This window comes from Ligilactobacillus ceti DSM 22408 (assembly GCF_000423245.1).
Lineage (GTDB): Bacteria > Bacillota > Bacilli > Lactobacillales > Lactobacillaceae > Ligilactobacillus > Ligilactobacillus ceti.
On the sequence record NZ_KE383993.1, the window covers coordinates 228,160 to 249,184 of the forward strand.

Here is a 21,025-nt window from a genome sequence, read left to right on the forward strand (position 1 = left end):
TTTATGTTTGAGAAGTGTGTTGTTCTCGATAGGTCTTAAACGAATTCCAATCTTTTTAAAGACTTGAAAGGGTTTGAGAAGTGTGTTGTTCTTGATAGGTCTTAAACGTTTTTACTCAAATAAGAAAGGTTGATATATATGGTATCAGATGCACAAAAAAGAGCGAGTAAAAAGTGGGTAGAAGCGAATAAAGAACGAAAAGCTTATATTGTTAAGCGTTCAACTTGTCGAAGTTTTTTAAAAAAGTTAGCCACTATTGAAGATTTAAATGAAATGGAAGAAATCATCAAAGAAAGAAAAAAGAATAAATAAACTATTGATAACATCCGCGGTGGCGTATGAATTTTAATGTGTCTTAAACCACTTACTACATAAAATTGTTGTTTGTTTGAGAAAGGAAGATATGAAATGACTGTCTATATTAAAAAAGTAAAATATCTCACTCAAACATCCATCAATAAATATATTTCTAAGGTAGGATTTAGCCTAAGAGGTGAAAAAGTCGTTGAATATGATGATTTAAAAGAGATTTTACCTTTGAACAGGGATGATATAGTCGTTGATTATATTGGTGGGATGTATCGTATATTTAATTATATGAGGATAGAACGTCCTGAATATGACTATCCCAACGCTCTGGAAAAATTTTATCATCGAAAAATTAAGGCCGGTGTTTTGGCTGATATTTTTAATGATGATGGCACGATTCAAAAATCTTTTATAAAACCAAGATTAGAAACGAAAGTTTTTACCGGAAAATTAATCGAGACCTATTATGATTTAATTGGATTGAATATTGATCGGAATTATCCTATTTGGATTAGTGAACCAATCAATATTATTGCTGAGTGGCGAACTTTTGTAGTTAATCATGAGATTCTAGCTATTCAAAAATACGCCGGGCAATTCGGTGTTGTTTATGATTATGATGTGGTAAAACAAGCAGTCTTGGCGTGGGAAGATTCGCCTTGTGCATATGCTTTAGACATAGGCCTGACAGATCAAGGCGAGACTGTCGTAGTTGAAGTTAATGATGGATTCTCGGTTGGTTTTTATGGTTTAGATCCATATAACGCTGCGATTTTCCTTGAAACCAGATGGCGAGAATTGACTGCCGATTATTTTAATATCATTTAAAAATTTATGGACTGAGTATCTTAAAGATATTCAGTCCATTTGTGTTTGCAAAGTATCTTAATCTCGATAGGTTTCGCTGTTTATTTGATGCTATAATGAATGTAATAAAATAAACAGTTAGGTGAACAATGTGGAAAAAATAACTATTACATATAATGATAAACCGAAAAATATTAAATATCGTTTGATTAACTGGGATGGTGTAATTATCCGGATTGATAAAAAAGATATATTACAACATCAAAATGATCGTGTGTTAAATCGAGCTGGAATTTATATTTTAATCGGTGAGCGTGATGATGGAATTAATGTATATGTTGGTCAAGCTGATATGCGTTCGAATGGTAAAGGGATCTTTATTAGGGTTTCAGAACATCTCAAAAATGAAGATTATTGGGATTATATGTATGCATTTACAACTAATGCCGATTCTGTTGATGATGAAGGTTTACAATTAGGTGATTTAAGTTATTTGGAGAATAAGTTTTACAATTTAATTGCAGCTCATCCTAAATATATTTGTCGTAATGGTAATGAACCACGAGCACGTGTTAAACATAATAATCATCCTATGTATAACTATCTTTTGAAAGCGCGGTTTGTTTTGAATGCAGTTGGTGTTGATTTATTGAATGGTCAGACTGTTACCAATCCAAATTCTCAAGCTCAACTAGCTCAGCAGTCAAAAAATATTTTTGAAATTAAAAACGAAAAACTAGATATTGATGCTTGGGGATATTTAATCGAAAGCAGTCGTGAATTTGTGCTCTGTCAAGGTTCGAAAATCCGTGCGCATACGGTGAATAGTTTTCCCGATGAAAATATGAGAATAAAAATGATTGAAGATAATTGGATTGATGAAAACTATGTCTTAACGCAAGATGTTATTTTTTCTTCTCCTAGTCGTGCAGCCTCTATGGTTAAAGGATCGAGTGTCAATGGTAATAGCGCATGGAAGTTAAGAGGTCAGCAACGCTTTTTAGGCGAGATATATTAAACAAAAACCTTAGTCACTTATATTTTGTGGCTAGGGTTATTTATTTTTTATGATTTATGATATATTTAACTTAATTAATAAACGTTAAACGGAGATAAGGAGAAAGATTTGTGAAGAAACATAGTACCTTAAAAATTTTGTTGATTAGCTTGCTGGTGATTATTGGTGGTTTATTCGTAGCGGGAGTTGTGCTGAATCAGACGGGAGCTAAATTTACTGATTTAGATCAAAATGATCAACAAGTTTTAATTGAATATGAAAAACTAGCTCAAAGTACGAAAAAACAAGGGCCATTGTGGGAAGGTTATGATTTAACGGATCAGCCGCTTGTTTTTATCAATCAAGGTTTTGGAAAATCAGCGTATGTCGTGAATCCAAAACAACCTGTATCAAAGCTCTGGGCGAAAGAAATCAAAATGCCGGCTAAATATAATACGAAAAAAGTTTACCGCATTAGTTCTTTAACACCGAAAATGATTTGGACGAAACGTACGCTTGGAAATTTCAATACAATTGGTGAAAAGATTAAGATTTTAGGACAAAATGTGTATTGTTTACAATATGGATCAGAAAATCTTCAGCCAAAGTATTCTGCTAATCACTTTGCGCCTTATTTAGCTCATGAGGCTTTCCATTATTATATGCAAAATAATTGGAGTCCTTCTGATCGATTTGATGGTGAATTATCTCAAAATGGAATCAAGCTCTTAAAACAAGAGTATGCCGTTTTAAGTCAGATTAAAGCCCAACTAGCTCATGGATCTCATGATAAATTATTCCAATTAGCTGATAACTATGTAGCGATTGTGAAGCAACGTTTAGTTGAAAATCCCGATTACGTCCAAAAAGAATTAACGATGGCAACGATTGAAGGGACTGCTTCTTATGTAGGAATCCAAGCTGCTCAGCGAGTTGGTTATGATTATGGTGTGATGTATTTTGATAATGTAAAAAATGTAGACTTCAATGAAGTTATTCCGATGTTAGAGAAAAAGGGGATTGATCGATCCTTTTTACGAAATCGCATGCCGTATGAAACGGGTGCTTTAGTTTGTGAATTATTAGCGAAACTCAATGTACCTCATTGGCAACAAAAATTAAATCAACAAACAATCCAAAAACAAGTTACTTTGTATGATGTTTTAAAAGATTATGTAGCCACACCTTAAAACAAATAATAAAACGCCACATAACTTCTTAGAAAAGTTATGTGGCGTTTTTATGTATAAAAAAAGACCCGAAAAATCGAGCCTAGTTTCAAATGTGTTGATTAAACACGTTCAATTTTACCTGATTTTAATGCACGAGCTGAAACCCATACTTTTTTAGGTTTACCATCAACCATAATACGAACTTTTTGTAAGTTTGGTTTCCATGTACGGCTTGATGAGTTCAAAGCGTGGGAACGTTTTTTACCAAAAGTTGTTTTACGACCTGTAATATAATCCTTTGCCATTTGCAGTAGACCTCCTTTTAATTAACAATTAAAACATCAAAACATTAATTCAGAATGTTTATTCACTAGACTAAATTAACACAGATATTAGTTTAATGCAACAGTTTTCTGTAAAGTAAAATTACTTGGCACATAAAAATATTGTGAAAGCCAGTTGTTAACTGATATTAGTTGTGTTTAAATAAAGATAACATCAGATTTAGTAAGTGGTGGAGCAAAATATCTTGCTCTTGCCAAATTTAGAATGCTCAGATTTTCAAGTTTTATTTTCTTGAGAATATTTGCTATAATAGTAATAATGATTGTCTGATTAATTAAGGAGGCTGTATTACATGGCTGTAAAAATTCAAAATAAATATGGTAGTATTGACATCGATAATGATGTAATTGCAACAGTTGTCGGCGGAGCTGCAACTGAAATTTTTGGGATTGTCGGAATGGCAAGTAAAAACCAAATTAGAGACAATTTAAATGAAATTTTGAAACGCGATAATTATTCAAAAGGTGTCGTTGTTCGTCAAGTAGAAGACGGTGTCGCAATTGATGTATATATTATTGTAAGTTATGGTATTAAGATTTCAGAAGTTTGCCGTAATGTTCAAGATACAGTTAAATATAATTTAAATACAATGTTAGGTATTGCAGCTGATTCTGTAAACGTCTATGTTCAAGGCGTGCACGTTACTGAATAGTATAAGTTGTGATCGAACAAGGAGGAAAACGAAAGTTGAAAGTTGCAAATATCACTGAAGTCGAATTTAGAAAGATGGTTAAACTTAGTTCAGATCGTTTAAACAAACATGCTGAATTAATTGACTCATTGAACGTTTTTCCAGTTCCTGATGGGGATACAGGTACTAACATGAGTCTTTCCATGACAAGTGGGAATCAATACGTTGCTGAATCAACTGCAACAAGTGTCGGAGAATTAACAACAGCTTTAGCTAAAGGTTTATTGATGGGTGCACGTGGTAACTCTGGTGTTATCTTGTCCCAAATTTTCCGTGGTTTTAACAAAGCAGTTAAGACAAAAGAAGTTTTAACAGCACAAGACTTATCTGACGCTTTAAGTGGCGGTGCAGAAGTTGCTTATAAAGCTGTTATGAAACCTAAAGAAGGTACAATCTTAACAGTTGCTCGTAAAGCTGCTGAAGGTGCTCGTAAAGCTGTTAAAGAAAGCGACGATGTTTTAGTTGTTATGGAAGCTGCTTATAACGCAGCTGAAGAAGCACTTGCTAATACACCAAATCAATTACCAGTTTTAAAAGAAGTTGGCGTAGTTGATTCCGGTGGTAAAGGTTTAACATATGTTTACCAAAGTTTCTTTGATATTTTAGCTGGTAATGATCACTTATTAGAAGTTGATAACAAGATCAGCGAAAAAGATATGGAAGATATGATTAAATCAGAACACCATAAGAGCGTTCAAGGTCAAATGGATACTGAAGACATCAAATATGGTTACTGTACAGAAATCATGGTTCGTTTAGGTGCTGGTCGTTTAGTCGATCGCGAATTCGATTATGATGAATTCCGTAATCACTTAGCTGAATTAGGTGACTCATTATTAGTTGTTGCTGATGATGAAGTTGTTAAAGTTCACGTCCACACAGAACATCCTGGTGACGTCTTCAACTATGGTCAACATTTTGGTTCATTAATCAAGATGAAAGTTGATAACATGCGTTTACAACATGAAACAATTTTAGAAACACAAGATACACCTGCAGCACCAGCTATGCCAGTTATGAAGAATGACTTATCTGGTGATTATGGTATTATTGCCATTTCATCTGGTAAAGGTATTTCTGAATTATTCCAAGGTTTAGGTGCTAACTATATCGTAAGTGGTGGCCAAACAATGAACCCAAGTACAGAAGACATTGTAGCTGCTATCGATAAAACAGGTGCTGAAAAAGTTATTATTTTACCAAATAACAAAAACATCTTATTAGCTGCCCAACAAGCTGCTGAAGTAGCAGAAGTTGAAGTAGCTGTAATTCCAAGTGCAACAATTGCTCAAGGTATGGCTGCCTTATTCGTCTTCAACAAAGACGCATCATTAGCTGAAAATGCTGAAGCAATGACAGAAAACTTAGAATACGTAACATCTGGTCAAGTTACAACTGCTGTTCGTGATACAACAATTGATGGCCAAGTTATTAAAAAAGATGAATTTATGGGTATTATCGATGGTAAGATCAAACTTACTGAAAAAACAGCTCTTGAAGCAGCAATCGCTATGAGTAAAGAAATGATCGATGATGATAGTGAAGTTATCACAATTATCTTCGGTGAAGATGGTACTCAAGCAGAAGCTGAAGAAATTAAAGAAGCTATTTTAGCAATTGATGAAGACTTAGAAGTTGAAATCCATGCCGGAAATCAACCAGTCTATCCATATTTAATTTCAGTTGAATAAAGACTATTAATAAAAATATTAGCTGGTTGGTTCGTTATTGAGCGAATTAGCCAGCTTTTTTTAGTTGTAAAATCATCTTAAGGAGGAGTGGAAATGCTGAAACTCAGTGATTCAATTGGTGTTTTAAAAGGCGTCGGTCCCAAAAAAATCACCGCTTTTAATAAATTAGGAATTAATACGATCGCTGATTTGTTGACGTATTATCCTTTTCGTTATGATGATATACGTGAGAAGAAAATCTCAGAAATAGCCGATCAAGAAAAAGTTACTTTAAAAGGAAAAATCTCGACTTTACCCGTTTTAACGCGTTTTGGACGTTATAAGAGTCGTTTGAATTTTAAGTTGTTGGTTGATCATGATATTGTTAATGTGACTTTTTTCAATCAACCATATTTAATGAAAAATATGGAGATTGGCCAAGAGTTAGCTGTCTATGGAAAATATGATTTAGCGCGCCAGAGTTTAACGGGGATTAAGATTTTGACGCAGCAAGCAACCGATGATTTTGTTGGGGTTTATCGCGCCAGCAAAGAGTTGAATGCTGCAAAGATCAAAAAAGTAATTGACCAAGCGTATCAAACGTACCAAGGTGTGATTACTGATTTGATACCAGAAACTTTACGGCAGAAGTATCAGCTTTTACCGCGGGCTGTGATGATTCGTGATTTACATTTTCCAAATAGTCCCGCACAAAATGATTTAGCACGGCGGACGGCTATTTTTGAGGAGTTTTTCTTGTTTCAAGCCGGACTTCAAAGTCTCAAACAAAAAGAAAGAACGCAAACGGGGCGCTTGATTGCATATGATAATCAAGTTTTGAAACAATTTATAGCTAGCTTGCCGTTTGAGTTAACGGGTGCCCAAAAACGTGTTGTCAATGAGATTTGTTATGACTTACATCATCCAATTCATATGAATCGTTTGTTGCAAGGGGACGTTGGTTCCGGGAAAACAATTGTGGCAGCCATTGCCATGTATGCCGCCAAAACAGCAGGCTTGCAATCTGCTTTAATGGTGCCAACGGAAATCTTAGCCCAACAACATGCTGAAAAATTAGTAGAGATTTTTGCTGATTTTGATGTGAATGTTGCTCTCTTAACGAGTACAACAGCGAAAAAAGCGAAACAGCGGCGGACTTTACTTGAAAATCTCGCAAATGGTGAGATTGATATTGTAGTTGGGACGCAAGCTTTAATCCAAGATCCAGTTATTTTTCATGATTTAGGTTTAGTAGTGATTGATGAACAGCACCGTTTTGGCGTGCAACAGCGCCAAATTTTGCGTAATAAAGGTGATCGGCCGGACTTATTAGCGATGACGGCGACACCAATTCCGCGGACTTTAGCTATTACAGCTTATGGCGAGATGGATGTTTCGGTGATTAATGAATTACCAAAAGGTCGCAAGCCAATTCAAACATCTTTATATAGTAAGAAACAATTTTCCCAAGCGTTGAATTTTATGCAAGCTGAGTTAAAAAAAGGAACGCAAGCTTATGTGATTTCGCCTTTAATTGCTGAATCGGAAATGCTTGATTTGCAAAATGCACAAGATGTCTATGAGAATCTTAAAAAACATTTTGCCGGGCAATACCAAGTCGGCATCCTCCATGGGCAAATGCCAGCTGAGGAAAAAGATGCCGTTATGCAAGCGTTCAAAGACCACCAACTAGATATTCTTGTTTCTACGACTGTGATTGAAGTTGGGGTTGATGTTCCAAATGCTACTGTGATGTTGATTTTAGATGCTGATCGGTTTGGTTTGGCTCAATTACACCAGTTACGCGGCCGTGTGGGACGTGGGCAACAAAGTTCATATTGTATCTTAGTAGCTGATCCGAAATCTGAATACGGTAAAGCCCGCATGCAGACGATGGTGATGACAAATGATGGATTCGTCATTGCACAAAAAGATTTAGAATTACGTGGTCCCGGCGATGTTTTAGGCCGGAAACAATCGGGGATACCTGATTTTCGGATTGGGGATCCGGTGAAAGATTTAGCCATTTTACAAGTTGCCCAACAAGAAGCACAACAACTTGTGAAAGAAGCTGATTTTTATGAAAATCCCGCTTATCAAGCATTAGTAAAATATTTACAAGAAAATATCATAACAACACAGAATTTTGATTAAGCAGTGAGAAAGGTTGACGAAGATGATTAAAATTGCCGTAGATGCAATGGGTGGCGATTACGCACCTCAAAGTGTGATTGAAGGGGTCGAACAGGCTCGTGATAAGTTTTCTGATTTAGAATTTATGTTGTATGGAGATCCAACAGCTATTCTGAAAGAAGTTAAAAATCAAGAACGTTTGACTATTATAGAAACAACCGAAACAATTGAAATGGATGAAGAACCCGTGAGAGCGATTCGTCGGAAAAAAGATTCTTCTTTAGTCCGGGCTGCTAAAGCAGTTAAAGAAGGTGAAGCGGATGCTTTATTCTCATGTGGTAATACCGGTGCTTTATTAGCGGCTGGTTTATTAATTGTTGGTCGGATTAAAGGTGTGGCACGTCCTGGTTTGATTTCAACTTTACCAGTTGTTTCTGATCAAGGTAGTTGTTTTAACTTACTTGATACAGGTGCCAATGCTGAAAATAAACCGGAACAACTTTATCAATATGGTTTATTAGGTAAATTTTATGCTCAAAAAGTCCGTGGTATTCAAAATCCACGAATTGGTCTTTTAAATAATGGTGCAGAAGCTCATAAAGGTAACAAAATCACTTTAGCTGCTCATCAAATGTTAGCTGAAGATGAAAGTTTGAACTTTATTGGTAATGTAGAAGCCCGTGATTTAATGAAGGGTGTGTGTGATGTTGTTGTTGCGGATGGTTTTACGGGGAATGCCGTTTTGAAAGCTATCGAAGGAACAGCGTCTGGTATTTTATCTTTATTAAAAGAAGCGATTTTAGCTGGTGGTTTAAAAGCGAAAATCGGTGCTTTATTATTGAAACCAGCTTTTAAAATGTTGAAAAAACGTATGGATCAATCAACATACGGTGGGGCTGTCTTGATGGGTGTGAAAGCACCAGTCGTGAAAGCTCATGGTTCTAGTGATGCTAAGACGGTTTATTACACAATGGAACAAATCAAAACTATGGTTGATGGGAATGTTATTCCTGAATTTTGTGATTATTTCGCAAAATTAAAGGCTGAAGAAGAGAACAATCTAGACAATTTAAAAAAATAAAGTTAAACTAAACTTACGAAAGAAAATCTGGAGGTCAGAAAAATGACAGAACAAGAAATTTTTTCAAAAGTTTCTGATATTATTTTAGAAAACTTTGATATTGATCCAGCTAACATTACAATGGATCTTAATTTCCAAAACGATTTAAATGCTGATTCAATTGATATTGTTGAATTTGTTTTAGAATTAGAAGATGCTTTTGGAGCAGAAATTTCCGATGAGGATGCTGAAAAATTAGCTACAATGGGTGATGCTGTTCGTTACATCGCGTCAAAACAAGCTTAAGAGGATCCTGACTAAAAAGTTAATTACCAAACAACAAGTTACTTTGAATCCACTCCTCAGTTTGAGAGTGGGTTCTTTTTGCTTATGTTACTGCCTGGCAGGACGAATAAAAGGAGAAAACTGTGATTACACAATTAAAAAAACATTTATTAGATGAATTTGGAATTGATTTTCAAAATGATGCCTATTTATTAGAAGCTTTTACGCATGCATCATATGTGAATGAACATCCGAAAGAAAAATTGAAATACTATGAACGAATTGAATTCTTAGGTGATGCGGTCATACAGCTATGTGTTTCTGAATACTTATTTGCACGTTATCCTAATTTACCAGAAGGCAAGCTTTCTAAATTGCGTTCTGCGATGGTATGTGAAGATAGTTTCAGTAAGTTTGCCCAAGAATGTCATTTTGATGAGTATATTTTATTAGGTAAAGGTGAAGAAAAAGCGAACGCACGTCAACGTTCATCTTTATTATGTGATATTTTTGAAGCATTTATTGGTGCATTATATCTTGATCAAGGTAAAGCAGCTGTTGAACAATTTATCAATCGTGTTGTCTTTCCAAAGATTGATCTTGGTTGGTTTGCGACTTATATGGATCATAAAACAGAATTACAAGAATTATTACAACAAAGTGGGACACGCCAAATTGTTTACAGTATGGTTTCAGAAGAAGGACCTGATAACGCGAAAACATATGTGATGCAAGTTAGTGTGGATGGCGAATTCATCGGACAAGGTGCGGGTCATTCTAAAAAAGCTGCTGAACAAATGGCAGCCTATGCCGCTTTACAACGTTTAAAATAAAATGATAAAGAGAGGTTAACGATGAAATTAAAAAGTTTAGAATTAACAGGTTTTAAATCTTTTGCCGATCATACGCAAATTGATTTCTTACCTGGAATCACAAGTGTCGTTGGCCCCAATGGTAGTGGTAAGAGTAATATTATTGAAGCTTTACGTTGGGTCTTAGGTGAACAATCAGTCAAGAGTTTACGTGGTGAAAAGATGCCGGACGTGATTTTTGCTGGTTCGGAAACACGGGCACCTTTAAACCGGGCAGAAGTTAATTTGAATTTAGATAATAGCGATCGTTTTTTAGATTTTGCTAGTGATGAAGTTACGATTACCCGCCGAATTTATCGTGATGGTAATAGTGAATTTCTCTTAAATAATCAAAAAGTCCGCTTGCGTGATATTATCGAGCTCTTTATGGATACTGGTTTAGGTAAAGAATCCTTTTCGATTATTTCACAAGGTAAAGTCGAATCGATTTTCAATAGTAAACCACAAGAACGGCGCGTCTTCATTGAAGAAGTGGCTGGAGTTTTAAAATATAAACAAGAAAAAAATCAAGCCCAAAAAGAATTACGCGAAACAACGGATCATTTGGATCGTGTGGCAGATATTATTACGGAGCTTTATCAACAAAGAGAACCGTTGAAAGAACAAGCTAGTTTAGCCAAAGACTATTTAAATCAAAAAGAACAATATGATCGTTATAATTTAAGTCGCTTAGTTTTAGAAATTGGTCAAAATTCACAAAAACTTCAAGCTGTGGAAAAAGATGACCAACGTTTACGGGAGATTTTGCAGAAAAATCAAGCGCAAACTAAAGAACAAGAAGAAAAGTTGCAAGCTGTCCGCTTGAGTCAACAAACTTTAGAAAGTGAAATTGATGAAAAGCAACAACGTTTAGTGCAATTGGTTCGGCAAAATGAACAATTAGCTGGTAAGAATCAAATGACACAACAAGAAGCAGCTTTCCATGAAGAAAGAAAACAAGCTTTAGTTGAAAAATTAGCATTACATCGCCAATCTTTAAGTGAAGCGACTGAGCAACAACAAATTAAAGAACAACAAGCGCAAGAATTACAAGCGCAACAAGCAACTGCTTTACAAGCCATTGCACAATTAGAAGATGTCTCTAATTTAAATGGACCAACTTTGGAAAATAAAATCAAAGAGTTCCAAAAAGCTATTCGGACTTTAGAACAAACGAAGATGCGTTGTCTCAATGAACAAGAACATCTTCAAACGACACAAACAAAATTAGCGGAACAATTAACGCAGCTGCAACCAGTGTGTGTTGAAAACCAAGCTCAAGTGACTCAAATTGAACAACAATTAACCAAAGTTCAAGCTGAATTAGCGCAAATTAATGAACAACAAAGTCAAAATTTGCATAATTTACAAGCTGAAAAATTAAAAACAGACCAATTGCACAAACAAGTGATTTATCAAGAACAACGCTTAAAACAAGGCCAAAATATTTTACAAAAAGCTAAAGCCCAAGCTGAAACTTTAGCGAATATTGCGGATACATATAGTGGTTATTATCAAGGTGTTCGGGCTATTTTAAAAGCGAAAAAACAAATTCCAGGTATTGTTGGTTCAGTGGCTGAAATCATGCAAGTACCGGCTGAATATGCGGTAGCGATTGAAACTGCTTTAGGTGCACAAGTCCAACAAGTCGTTGTGCAATCAACTGCCGTCGCTAAAAAGTCCATTCAGTATTTAACGCAACAAAAATTAGGACGGGCGACTTTCTTGCCACAAGATGTCATTAAAGCACGTTCTTTATCAGCGCAAAAATTAGCGACAATTCAAGCTGCACCTGGTGTGGTCGGAATTGCGCATCAATTAGTGCAAGTGAAGCCGGAACAACAAGTGATTATGGATTATTTGTTAGGGACAACTGTGATTATGGCTGATTTGAATCAAGCTACTGCTTTAGCTGCGCGCTTGAATCAAAGTGTGAAGATGGTTACTTTACAAGGTGAAATTATCAATCCTGGTGGTTCGCTCACGGGTGGGGCTGATCGCCAAAAACGACAAGGCTTGTTAATGCAAAAGCAACAACAAACCAAACTGGAAAATGAAATTCAAATTATGCAAGAAAAAGTCGTGACTATGCAAAGCCGTTACCAACAATTGCAAGCGGATCTGACTGCTCAAAGTGAAAAGTTAAAACAACTCCAAGCGGCTGATTTAACGCAAGTGGAAAATGAACAAAATTTACGCAATCAAGTGCAAATTTTCGAAATTGAATTAAAACATAGTCGGCAAAAACGGGATACAAATTTAACGTTAGTAAAAGAATATGAACAACAACAAACTGAATTAAATCAACAAGCGCAGACTGTAGCAGCTGAATTAAAAACAACTTTAGCGGATTTAGTGCAACAAGAAGCTAATGTTACTGAATATGAAGCTTATTTAGCGAATTTGAACCAAAATACGCAAAAACAAACAGCCGACTTACAAGCAACCCAACAATCGTTAGCGGTTGTGAATGAACGTTTGAAATTAGTTGAAATTCAACGCCAAGAACTTAGTGCGCAAGTCCGGAATTTAACGGATTTAATCGCAAAAGGTGAAAAGAGTTTAGCTGATTTAAAAGTCAATGAAGAACAGCGACAACAATCGTTAGCTCAATTAGCTGAAAAAACAGGTGATGTCCAACAAGAAGTTGCTGATTTAGAAGAATTAGTTAAACAATTACAACAACAACGCCAAGTTCATTACCAAGAAGTCGAACAAGCAGAACAACAATTCAAACGTTTAACGAGTTTACAAGAAAATACTTATCAAGAACAACGTCAAAAAAGTATTGCCAAAAGTAAGCTAGAAACGTTATTGGATCAAGCTTTGAACGAATTGGCGGAAAGTTATGCTTTAACTTACGAAAGTGCGCAACAACAAAATACTGAAACTGATTTAACGATTGTGCGACGGCGTTTACGTTTGTTGAAACAAGGAATCGATGAATTAGGCGAAGTGAATTTGGGCGCGATTAAAGAATATGAACGGATTAATGAACGTTATACTTTCTTATCGGAACAACAAGCTGATTTATTAACAGCTAAGGAACAACTAGAATTCACGATGAATGAAATGGATAAAGAAGTGAAGGAAAGATTTGCGGCAACTTTTGAAAAAGTGAGTGCAGCCTTTACGGAATTATTCCCACGGATTTTCGGCGGTGGACAAGCACGCTTAATTTTAACGGATCCAACTGATATGTTATTAACCGGGATCGAGATCCAAGCTCAACCACCAGGTAAGAAATTACAAAAATTAAGTTTATTGTCTGGTGGGGAACGTGCTTTAACCGCGATTACATTATTGTTTGCGATCTTACACGTGCATCCAGTACCATTTGTTGTCTTAGATGAAGCAGAAGCAGCTTTAGATGATGCCAACGTTGCTCGTTATGCGCAATATTTACGTGATTTCGACCAAAGAACGCAGTTTATCGTTATCACGCACCGGAAAGGAACGATGTTGGCCTCTGACGTGATGTATGGCGTTACCATGCAAGAGTCTGGTGTTTCACATTTAGTTTCCGTATCTTTAGAAGAATTGGATTAAGGTCCAATTCTTTTTTTGTGGAAAAATATGCAATCAGTGACGCATTCGGCTATAATAGAAGTATTATCTAAAGAAACAATTTAAAAGCTAGTAAGCTTTTGTTAAAATAAAATGTAGATGTTAAAACGAGATATGGAGGAGAATTAATGGGATTTTTTGATAAAATCAAACGCGCGTTTACGGGTGAAGAACCAAAAGAACAAGTCCAAACCCAAGAAGAAGAGCGTTATGACAAAGGATTAGAGAAATCACGTGAAGGATTCGGTGCGAAATTAAATGCTTTATTCGCTAATTTCCGCTCGGTTGACGAAGATTTCTTCGAAGAATTAGAAGAAACTTTAATCGAAGCTGATGTTGGTTTCGATGTTGCGATGAAGATTAGTGAAGCTTTACGTGAAGAAGTTAAATTACAAAATGCCAAAAAACAAGACGATGTTTCAAAAGTTATCGTCCAAAAATTAGTTGAAATTTATGAAGCAGAAGGCCAAGATGAAAATAACGCCTTAAACTATGCCGCAGAAGGCCCAACTGTGATGTTATTCGTTGGTGTGAATGGTGTTGGTAAAACAACTACAATCGGTAAATTAGCTCACCGTTATCAAACAGAAGGTAAGAAAGTTTTAATGGTTGCAGCAGATACCTTCCGGGCTGGTGCGATTCAACAGTTAGTTGAATGGGGTAAAAGAGTTGACGTTCCCGTTGTTGCGAAACCAGAAAAAAGTGATCCAGCATCTGTGGTATTTGATGCCGTTCAAAAAGCGAAACAAGAAGATTATGATATTGTTTTAGTTGATACAGCTGGTCGATTACAAAACAAAGTTAACTTGATGAAAGAATTAGAAAAGATTTCTCGTGTTATTACGAGAGAAATTCCAGATGGTCCACATGAAGTTTTATTAGCGTTAGATGCGACAACTGGACAAAATGCTTTAATTCAAGCTAAACAATTCCAAGAAGTTACGCAAGTCACAGGGATTGTCTTAACTAAATTAGATGGAACAGCTCGTGGGGGGATTGTTTTAGCGATCCGCAATGATTTACACATTCCAGTTAAATTAGTCGGTCTTGGTGAAAAGATGGACGATTTACGTGACTTTAACCCAGAAGAGTTTGTTTACGGCTTATTCAAAGGTTTAGTCACAGGTGAAGCGTCAACTGATGCAGATTCAGAAGAAGTTGAAGTAAGCCAAGAAGCTCCAGTTGAGACAGACACAGCTGATGAAGTTCCAGAAACAGAGACTGAAGAAGCTGAAGTAACTGCAGAAAATAAAACAGCTGAATAATTTGAATAAACCAGACTAAGGGAGAAAGACATGATCGAAAAAACAAACCGTATTAATGCTTTGTTTGATTTTTATGAACCTTTATTAACTAAAAAACAAATGGAGTACATTTCCTTATATTATCGTGATGATTTTTCCTTGGGTGAAATTGCTGAAAATTATGCTGTTTCGCGGCAAGCCGTTTATGATAATATTAAACGCACAGAAAAAATCTTAGAAGAATATGAAAACAAACTTCATTTATATCAAGCTTTTATCCAAAGAGGACAACAAATTGAAGCGTTGGAAACATATTTTGCAAAAAATTATCCCGAAGATCAAAAAATTCAGGATATGTTGAACGAATTAGAATACGAAGAATGAAAGTTGGTGGCTTAAATGGCATTTGAAGGATTAACAGAACGTTTACAAAATGCGATTGGCAAATTACGTAAAAAAGGTAAATTAACAGAGGCTGATGTCAAAGAGGTTATGCGCGAGATTCGTCTGGCGTTATTAGAAGCCGATGTTAACTTTAAAGTTGTTAAAGAGTTTATCAAAACCGTACGTGAACGCTCAATCGGGGCTGAAGTTTTAGAAAGTTTAACCCCAGCGCAACAAATTGTGAAAATCGTTGATGAAGAATTAACGAAAGTTATGGGTGAAGAAGCAACACCTTTAAACAAATCACCAAAAATTCCAACAATTATTATGATGGTTGGTTTGCAAGGTGCTGGTAAAACTACAACAGCAGCTAAATTAGCTAATAAATTAAAAACAGAAGAAAATGCACGTCCAATGTTGATTGCCGGGGATATTTATCGTCCAGCTGCGATTGACCAATTGAAAATCTTAGGTCAAGAAATCGATGTTCCTGTTTTTGCTTTGGGGACAGATGTTTCTCCGGTTGAGATTGTTAAACAAGGTTTAGCGCAAGCCAAAGAAAACCACAATGATTATGTAATTATTGATACGGCTGGTCGTTTACAAATTGATGAAACTTTAATGAACGAATTAAGTGATATCAAAGACTTAGCGCAACCAAACGAAATCTTATTAACAGTCGATGCGATGACTGGTCAAAGTGCAGTTGAAGTAGCTGAAGGATTCAACGGTAAACTTGATGTAACTGGTGTTGTTTTAACTAAATTAGATGGTGATACTCGTGGTGGTGCGGCTCTTTCCATCCGTTCCGTAACTGGTAAACCAATTAAATTTATGGGTCAAGGTGAAAAAATCACTGACTTAGATGTGTTCCACCCTGATCGGATGGCTTCACGAATCTTAGGGATGGGTGACATGTTGTCCTTGATTGAAAAGGCACAACGTGATTACGATGAAGAACAAGCCCTAGCAATGCAAGAAAAAATGCGGGAAAACTCATTTGACTTCAATGATTTCTTAGTTCAAATGGAACAAGTACAAAATATGGGTCCAATGGAAGACATTATTAAAATGATTCCAGGGATGGCAAATAATCCTGCTTTGAAGAATATGAACTTTGATCCTAAAGATTTAGAACGCGTCAAAGCTATTATCTTCTCAATGACACGTCAAGAACGGGAAAATCCTGATATCTTGAACCCAAGTCGCCGTCGTCGGATTGCGGCTGGTTCTGGTCGTCCAATTCAAGAAGTTAACCGAATGATTAAACAATTTAATCAAATGAAAGATATGATGAAAAAAGTTTCTAACGGTAACTTTGATGGTATGGATCAAATGTTTGGGAGCGGCATGACTGGCAAAATGGCGAAAATGTCCATGAGTCGGATGGTACGCAAAAACAAAAAAATTAAACAAAAACGTTTAAACAAGCTCCGTAAAAAGCGCGGACGCAAATAAATTTTAAATTTAAAACGTTGATATACCAAGGTTTTTGACGAAAAATGAAAATTTTTTGGAGATGTAAAGAATTTTTACTTTACACCAGGTAAAATTACTGGTATATTATTTATCGTTGAGAAGATAACAGGAGGTGTAATATATGTCAGTAAAAATTCGTTTAAAACGTGTGGGTTCTAAAAAACGTCCTTTCTACCGTATCGTTGTTGCCGATTCTCGCGCACCACGTGATGGTCGTTTCATCGCAAACGTAGGAACATACAACCCATTAACACAACCAGAAACAGTAGTACTTAAAGAAGAAGAAATCATGAACTGGTTAAACGATGGTGCACAACCATCAGATACAGTTCGTAACATTCTTTCTCGTAATGGTGTTATGAAGAAATTCCATGATGCAAAGTTTTCTAAGAAATAAGGGTAAATAAAAATGACAGAAGCAGATGTGAAACAATTGATCGAAACGATTGTGAAACCTTTAGTTGCTGTGCCTGATGAAGTTGTAATTACAACTGAACGGGATGATCATTTTCTGAATTTCAATTTATCAGTCGCTCCTCAAGATGTAGGACGAGTGATCGGAAAACACGGTCGAGTGGCACAGGCTATTCGTACCATCGTTTATAGCGTTCGTTTAGATGAATCTTTACGGGTTCGTTTGAACATCGTGGATAATTAAAATTAGACCTCTTTGATGAAGCAGCAATGTTTTATTTAAGAGGTTTTTCTTTTACATAAAAAATCGAGGAGTGATAAGATGAATTATTATGATATTGGAAAAATCGTGAACACACACGGTATTCGTGGAGAAGTGCGTGTGATGGCAACAACTGATTTCCCTGAAGAAAGATTCCGTCCGGGAAATGTTGTTTATTTATTTGAAAAAGGTGCTAAACAACCTTTAGAATTAGAAATTAAAAGTCACCGCAAACATAAAAACTTTGATTTGTTAGTTTTCAAAGGTTATGAAAATATTAACTTGATTGAAAAATATAAAGGTAGTGACTTAAAAGTTACGGAAGATCAACAAGAAGAGTTAGAAGAAGGTAGTTACTATTACCGTGAAATTATCGGCTTAGATGTAATTGATCAAACTGGGGAAGTTATTGGACAAGTTTCTGAAATTATGGAAACAGGCGCTAATGATGTCTGGGTTGTGAAACGTCGTGGTAAAAAAGAATTACTTTTACCAGTAATTCCTGATGTTATCCAAGAAGTTGATATTCCTAACAATAAATTAATCGTTGAAGTTCCAGAGGGGTTGGATGATTAATGAAAATTGATGTCTTAAGTTTATTTCCGGAAATGTTTACTGGTCCGATGTATCAATCAATGGTCGGTAATGCGATTAAAAACGGAATTTTAGATTTTAAAGTAACTGATTTTCGTCAATTTACAACTAATAAGCAAAAACATGTTGATGATACGCCCTATGGTGGTGGAGCGGGCATGCTTTTGCAAGTGCAACCAATTTTCGCAGCTTTAGATGAAGTTCAAAAAGATCAACCTAATCCAGGGCGGGTTATTTTATTAGATCCTGCCGGAAAACGCTTTGATCAAAAAATGGCTGAAGAATTAGCCCAAGAAGAACATTTAACTTTTATTTGTGGTCATTATGAAGGCTATGACGAACGAATTCGGAGTCGTGTGACAGATGAGATCTCGTTAGGTGATTTTGTCTTAACAGGGGGCGAATTAGGCGCGATGGTCGTGATTGATGCGACAGTACGCTTATTACCTGATGTTTTAGGAAATCGTGAGTCAGCGATTGAAGATTCTTTTTCAACTGGTTTGTTAGAGCATCCACATTATACTCGTCCGGTAGAATATGAAGGTATGGTTGTACCAGAAGTGTTACGTAGTGGTAATCATAAATTAATTGCTGAATGGCGTCATAAGGAGTCATTAAGAAGAACTTATTTAAGAAGACCGGATATGTTAGAAGGTTATGAATTCACTAAACAAGAAAAAATCTGGTTAGAAGAAATAAAGAATGAAGAAAAACAAGAAAAGTAGTTTACAAGTACTTGTTTAATATGCTAATATAATCTTTGGCTATTGCCAAAAGAAACGATATTCCGCTACAAGATATGAATGTCAGTGAAAGGAAAGAAAAAAATGTCAGTAAATCCATTAATTTCAAAAATCACAGAATCACAATTACGTAGTGATATCCCAGACTTCCGTCCTGGTGATACAGTACGTGTGCACGCTTTAATCGTTGAAGGTAAACGTGAACGTGTCCAATTATTCGAAGGTGTTGTTATCAAACGCCGCGGTGAAGGAATCAGCGAAACTTATACAGTTCGTAAGATCAGTAACGGTGTTGGTGTTGAACGTACATTCCCTGTACACTCACCACGTGTTGAAAAGATCGAAGTTATGCGCCAAGGTCGTGTACGTCGTGCTAAGTTATACTACTTACGTGATCGTCATGGTAAATCAGCTCGTATCGCTGAAAGACGTCGTAACTAATCCAGTTACTAAATATCAAAGCCACTTGTCGTGTTTTACGACAGGTGGTTTTTTTATAAATAAAATTTAAAAAGTGGTCTATTTTTTTATCGAGAAATATATGATAAAATGAAAACAAATAGTGCCATTTAAAAATGGTAAATGTAGGAGGACAAACATGTCTGAAATTAAATATCAGCGCGTACTTATTAAATTAAGTGGTGAAGCGCTAGCTGGTGATGCAGGAATCGGTATTAAACCACCAGAAATCAGAAAAGTTGCTGAAGAAATTAAAGAAGTTTATGACTTAGGTGTCCAAATCGCAATCGTTGTTGGTGGCGGTAATATGTGGCGTGGCCAATCTGGCGAACAAATGGGTATGGAAAGAGCACAAGCTGACTATATTGGTATGCTTGGAACAGTTATGAATGCCTTAGCTTTGCAAGATAACTTAGAAACAATTGGCGTCCCAACTCGTGTACAAACAGCGATTGAAATGCGTCAAGTTGCTGAACCATATATTCGTCGTAAAGCAATGCGTCATTTAGAAAAAGGTCGGATTGTTATTTTTGCTGGGGGAACAGGATCACCTTACTTCTCCACAGATACAACAGCTGCCTTACGTGCTTCAGAAATCAATGCTGACGTTATTTTAATGGCTAAAAATGGTGTTGATGGTGTTTACTCTGCTGATCCACGTAAAGACGAAAATGCGGTTAAATATGATCATTTAACACACATGGAAGTTATTAATAAAGGTTTACAAGTTATGGATACAACAGCTTCATCACTTTCAATGGATAACGATATTCCGTTAGTTGTCTTCAATATGAACGAACGTGGAAATATCCAAAAAGTTATCGAAGGCGAAAATATCGGAACAACTGTAGAGGGGAAATAAATAATGAGAATCAATAATGAAATTATCAAAGAAAATCAAGAACGTATGACAAAAACAGAAGAAGCATATCAACGCGAATTAGGTAATATTCGTGCTGGTCGTGCTAACGCTAGCTTATTAAACCGAATCATGGTTGATTACTATGGTGCACCAACACCATTAAACCAATTAGCACAAATTTCTGTTCCAGAAGCACGTGTGTTATTAATTTCACCATATGACAAATCATCATTACAAGATGTTGAACGTTCAATCTTAGCTTCTGATATTGGTATTTCACCAGTTAACGATGGTTCCGTGATTCGTTTAGTTGTACCACAATTAACAGAAGAACGTCGTAAAGAAATCGCTAAAGATGTTCACTCACGTGCTGAAAATGCTAAAATCGCAGTTCGTAACATTCGTCGTGATATGATGGATGCTTTAAAATCTTCTGAAAAAGATGGCGAAATTACAGAAGACGAATTACGTACTTTAGAAGATCAAGCACAAAAAGTTACTGATGCATCAATTAAAAACATTGATAAATTAACAGCTACAAAAGAAGAAGAAATTCTTGAAGGTTAATTAAAAAGAACGTAATGAACGAGACAATATCAGTAAAAAGTAATTTTTTTACTTTTTTTGCTGAAGCTTTGTCTCGTTTCTCTTTTTTTTGATATAATTAAGAGTGATGCAATGGAGGTGGACGTGTGTT

At 35.9% G+C, this 21,025-nt stretch carries 22 protein-coding genes; 21 read left to right on the top strand and 1 reads right to left on the bottom strand.

All coding sequences use genetic code 11. The annotated features are described in order from the left end of the window. Positions 1-138: 138 nt before the first annotated feature. From G540_RS07490 to G540_RS0104025, 4 genes are all read left to right on the top strand, one after another. Complete coding sequence (locus tag G540_RS07490; RefSeq protein ID WP_169439099.1) at positions 139-312, top strand: hypothetical protein; 174 nt, start codon at positions 139-141, stop codon at positions 310-312. Positions 313-408: 96 nt separating this feature from the next. Then, on the top strand, positions 409-1,137 hold the full coding sequence (locus tag G540_RS0104015) for an ATP-grasp domain-containing protein (RefSeq protein WP_027107002.1): 729 nt from the start codon (positions 409-411) through the stop codon (positions 1,135-1,137). Positions 1,138-1,267: 130 nt separating this feature from the next. Then, the gene (locus tag G540_RS0104020; protein WP_027107003.1) at positions 1,268-2,134 is read left to right on the top strand and encodes a GIY-YIG nuclease family protein; all 867 of its coding nucleotides are present in this window, start codon (positions 1,268-1,270) and stop codon (positions 2,132-2,134) included. A gap of 110 nt (positions 2,135-2,244) precedes the next feature. Beyond that, entirely contained in the window at positions 2,245-3,303 is a 1,059-nt protein-coding gene (locus tag G540_RS0104025) for a hypothetical protein (RefSeq protein WP_027107004.1), read from the top strand. Positions 3,304-3,404: 101 nt separating this feature from the next. On the opposite strand, the gene rpmB is transcribed toward G540_RS0104025, so the two are convergent. Then, positions 3,405-3,590, bottom strand: coding sequence for a 50S ribosomal protein L28 (rpmB, locus tag G540_RS0104030; protein WP_027107005.1), 186 nt, complete (start codon positions 3,588-3,590; stop codon positions 3,405-3,407). 332 nt (positions 3,591-3,922) lie between these two features. Between rpmB and G540_RS0104035 the strand changes: the two genes are divergently transcribed. The 17 genes from G540_RS0104035 (at position 3,923) to frr (ending at position 20,895) form a co-directional block, all read left to right on the top strand. Continuing rightward, the gene (locus G540_RS0104035) at positions 3,923-4,282 is read left to right on the top strand and encodes an Asp23/Gls24 family envelope stress response protein (protein ID WP_027107006.1); all 360 of its coding nucleotides are present in this window, start codon (positions 3,923-3,925) and stop codon (positions 4,280-4,282) included. A 35-nt stretch (positions 4,283-4,317) separates the two neighbouring features. After that, the gene (locus G540_RS0104040; RefSeq protein WP_027107007.1) at positions 4,318-6,012 is read left to right on the top strand and encodes a DAK2 domain-containing protein; all 1,695 of its coding nucleotides are present in this window, start codon (positions 4,318-4,320) and stop codon (positions 6,010-6,012) included. A 93-nt stretch (positions 6,013-6,105) separates the two neighbouring features. After that, positions 6,106-8,145: an ATP-dependent DNA helicase RecG gene (gene recG, locus G540_RS0104045; RefSeq protein ID WP_027107008.1), complete on the top strand. Its 2,040-nt coding sequence runs from the start codon at positions 6,106-6,108 to the stop codon at positions 8,143-8,145. 22 nt (positions 8,146-8,167) lie between these two features. Further along, positions 8,168-9,205 (top strand): phosphate acyltransferase PlsX, encoded by a 1,038-nt coding sequence (gene plsX / locus G540_RS0104050; RefSeq protein WP_035463603.1) that lies wholly within the window; start codon positions 8,168-8,170, stop codon positions 9,203-9,205. A 42-nt stretch (positions 9,206-9,247) separates the two neighbouring features. After that, positions 9,248-9,490, top strand: coding sequence for an acyl carrier protein (gene acpP / locus G540_RS0104055; protein WP_027107010.1), 243 nt, complete (start codon positions 9,248-9,250; stop codon positions 9,488-9,490). 122 nt (positions 9,491-9,612) lie between these two features. Further along, a complete protein-coding gene (rnc, locus tag G540_RS0104060) occupies positions 9,613-10,302 on the top strand; it encodes a ribonuclease III (protein WP_027107011.1) in 690 nt (229 codons plus the stop codon). Between the two features lie 21 nt (positions 10,303-10,323). Continuing rightward, positions 10,324-13,869, top strand: a complete 3,546-nt coding sequence (gene smc / locus G540_RS0104065) for a chromosome segregation protein SMC (protein WP_027107012.1) — start codon at positions 10,324-10,326, stop codon at positions 13,867-13,869. Positions 13,870-14,015: 146 nt separating this feature from the next. Beyond that, on the top strand, positions 14,016-15,152 hold the full coding sequence (gene ftsY, locus G540_RS07040) for a signal recognition particle-docking protein FtsY (RefSeq protein ID WP_081653542.1): 1,137 nt from the start codon (positions 14,016-14,018) through the stop codon (positions 15,150-15,152). Between the two features lie 30 nt (positions 15,153-15,182). Further along, entirely contained in the window at positions 15,183-15,515 is a 333-nt protein-coding gene (locus G540_RS0104075; protein ID WP_027107013.1) for a putative DNA-binding protein, read from the top strand. Between the two features lie 15 nt (positions 15,516-15,530). Beyond that, positions 15,531-16,973, top strand: coding sequence for a signal recognition particle protein (gene ffh / locus G540_RS0104080; protein ID WP_027107014.1), 1,443 nt, complete (start codon positions 15,531-15,533; stop codon positions 16,971-16,973). 142 nt (positions 16,974-17,115) lie between these two features. Then, positions 17,116-17,391: a 30S ribosomal protein S16 gene (gene rpsP / locus G540_RS0104085; RefSeq protein WP_027107015.1), complete on the top strand. Its 276-nt coding sequence runs from the start codon at positions 17,116-17,118 to the stop codon at positions 17,389-17,391. Between the two features lie 12 nt (positions 17,392-17,403). Continuing rightward, positions 17,404-17,652, top strand: a complete 249-nt coding sequence (locus tag G540_RS0104090; protein ID WP_027107016.1) for a KH domain-containing protein — start codon at positions 17,404-17,406, stop codon at positions 17,650-17,652. A 78-nt stretch (positions 17,653-17,730) separates the two neighbouring features. Beyond that, positions 17,731-18,246 (top strand): ribosome maturation factor RimM, encoded by a 516-nt coding sequence (rimM, locus tag G540_RS0104095; protein ID WP_027107017.1) that lies wholly within the window; start codon positions 17,731-17,733, stop codon positions 18,244-18,246. Continuing rightward, positions 18,246-18,989 carry a tRNA (guanosine(37)-N1)-methyltransferase TrmD gene (gene trmD, locus G540_RS0104100; RefSeq protein WP_027107018.1) on the top strand — a complete coding sequence of 248 codons (744 nt, stop codon included), beginning with the start codon at positions 18,246-18,248 and terminating at the stop codon, positions 18,987-18,989. Before rimM ends, trmD begins: the two co-directional genes overlap by 1 nt. 102 nt (positions 18,990-19,091) lie before the next feature. Further along, entirely contained in the window at positions 19,092-19,448 is a 357-nt protein-coding gene (gene rplS, locus G540_RS0104105; protein ID WP_027107019.1) for a 50S ribosomal protein L19, read from the top strand. 157 nt (positions 19,449-19,605) lie between these two features. Continuing rightward, positions 19,606-20,328, top strand: coding sequence for a UMP kinase (gene pyrH, locus G540_RS0104110; RefSeq protein ID WP_027107020.1), 723 nt, complete (start codon positions 19,606-19,608; stop codon positions 20,326-20,328). Between the two features lie 3 nt (positions 20,329-20,331). After that, positions 20,332-20,895: a ribosome recycling factor gene (gene frr / locus G540_RS0104115; protein ID WP_027107021.1), complete on the top strand. Its 564-nt coding sequence runs from the start codon at positions 20,332-20,334 to the stop codon at positions 20,893-20,895. Positions 20,896-21,025: the final 130 nt, after the last annotated feature.

Excerpts from the sequence above, each read along its gene's own strand:
- smc (WP_027107012.1), top strand. The coding sequence starts at position 10,324 with ATGAAATTAAAAAGTTTAGAATTAACAGGTTTTAAATCTTTTGCCGAT.
- rimM (WP_027107017.1), top strand. The coding sequence starts at position 17,731 with ATGAATTATTATGATATTGGAAAAATCGTGAACACACACGGTATTCGT.
- plsX (WP_035463603.1), top strand. The coding sequence starts at position 8,168 with ATGATTAAAATTGCCGTAGATGCAATGGGTGGCGATTACGCACCTCAA.
- acpP (WP_027107010.1), top strand. The coding sequence starts at position 9,248 with ATGACAGAACAAGAAATTTTTTCAAAAGTTTCTGATATTATTTTAGAA.
- rplS (WP_027107019.1), top strand. The coding sequence starts at position 19,092 with ATGTCAGTAAATCCATTAATTTCAAAAATCACAGAATCACAATTACGT.
- recG (WP_027107008.1), top strand. The coding sequence starts at position 6,106 with ATGCTGAAACTCAGTGATTCAATTGGTGTTTTAAAAGGCGTCGGTCCC.
- G540_RS0104015 (WP_027107002.1), top strand. The coding sequence starts at position 409 with ATGACTGTCTATATTAAAAAAGTAAAATATCTCACTCAAACATCCATC.
- pyrH (WP_027107020.1), top strand. The coding sequence starts at position 19,606 with ATGTCTGAAATTAAATATCAGCGCGTACTTATTAAATTAAGTGGTGAA.
- rpsP (WP_027107015.1), top strand. The coding sequence starts at position 17,116 with ATGTCAGTAAAAATTCGTTTAAAACGTGTGGGTTCTAAAAAACGTCCT.
- trmD (WP_027107018.1), top strand. The coding sequence starts at position 18,246 with ATGAAAATTGATGTCTTAAGTTTATTTCCGGAAATGTTTACTGGTCCG.
- G540_RS0104035 (WP_027107006.1), top strand. The coding sequence starts at position 3,923 with ATGGCTGTAAAAATTCAAAATAAATATGGTAGTATTGACATCGATAAT.
- ftsY (WP_081653542.1), top strand. The coding sequence starts at position 14,016 with ATGGGATTTTTTGATAAAATCAAACGCGCGTTTACGGGTGAAGAACCA.
- G540_RS07490 (WP_169439099.1), top strand. The coding sequence starts at position 139 with ATGGTATCAGATGCACAAAAAAGAGCGAGTAAAAAGTGGGTAGAAGCG.
- ffh (WP_027107014.1), top strand. The coding sequence starts at position 15,531 with ATGGCATTTGAAGGATTAACAGAACGTTTACAAAATGCGATTGGCAAA.
- frr (WP_027107021.1), top strand. The coding sequence starts at position 20,332 with ATGAGAATCAATAATGAAATTATCAAAGAAAATCAAGAACGTATGACA.
- rpmB (WP_027107005.1), bottom strand. The coding sequence starts at position 3,590 with ATGGCAAAGGATTATATTACAGGTCGTAAAACAACTTTTGGTAAAAAA.
- G540_RS0104075 (WP_027107013.1), top strand. The coding sequence starts at position 15,183 with ATGATCGAAAAAACAAACCGTATTAATGCTTTGTTTGATTTTTATGAA.
- G540_RS0104090 (WP_027107016.1), top strand. The coding sequence starts at position 17,404 with ATGACAGAAGCAGATGTGAAACAATTGATCGAAACGATTGTGAAACCT.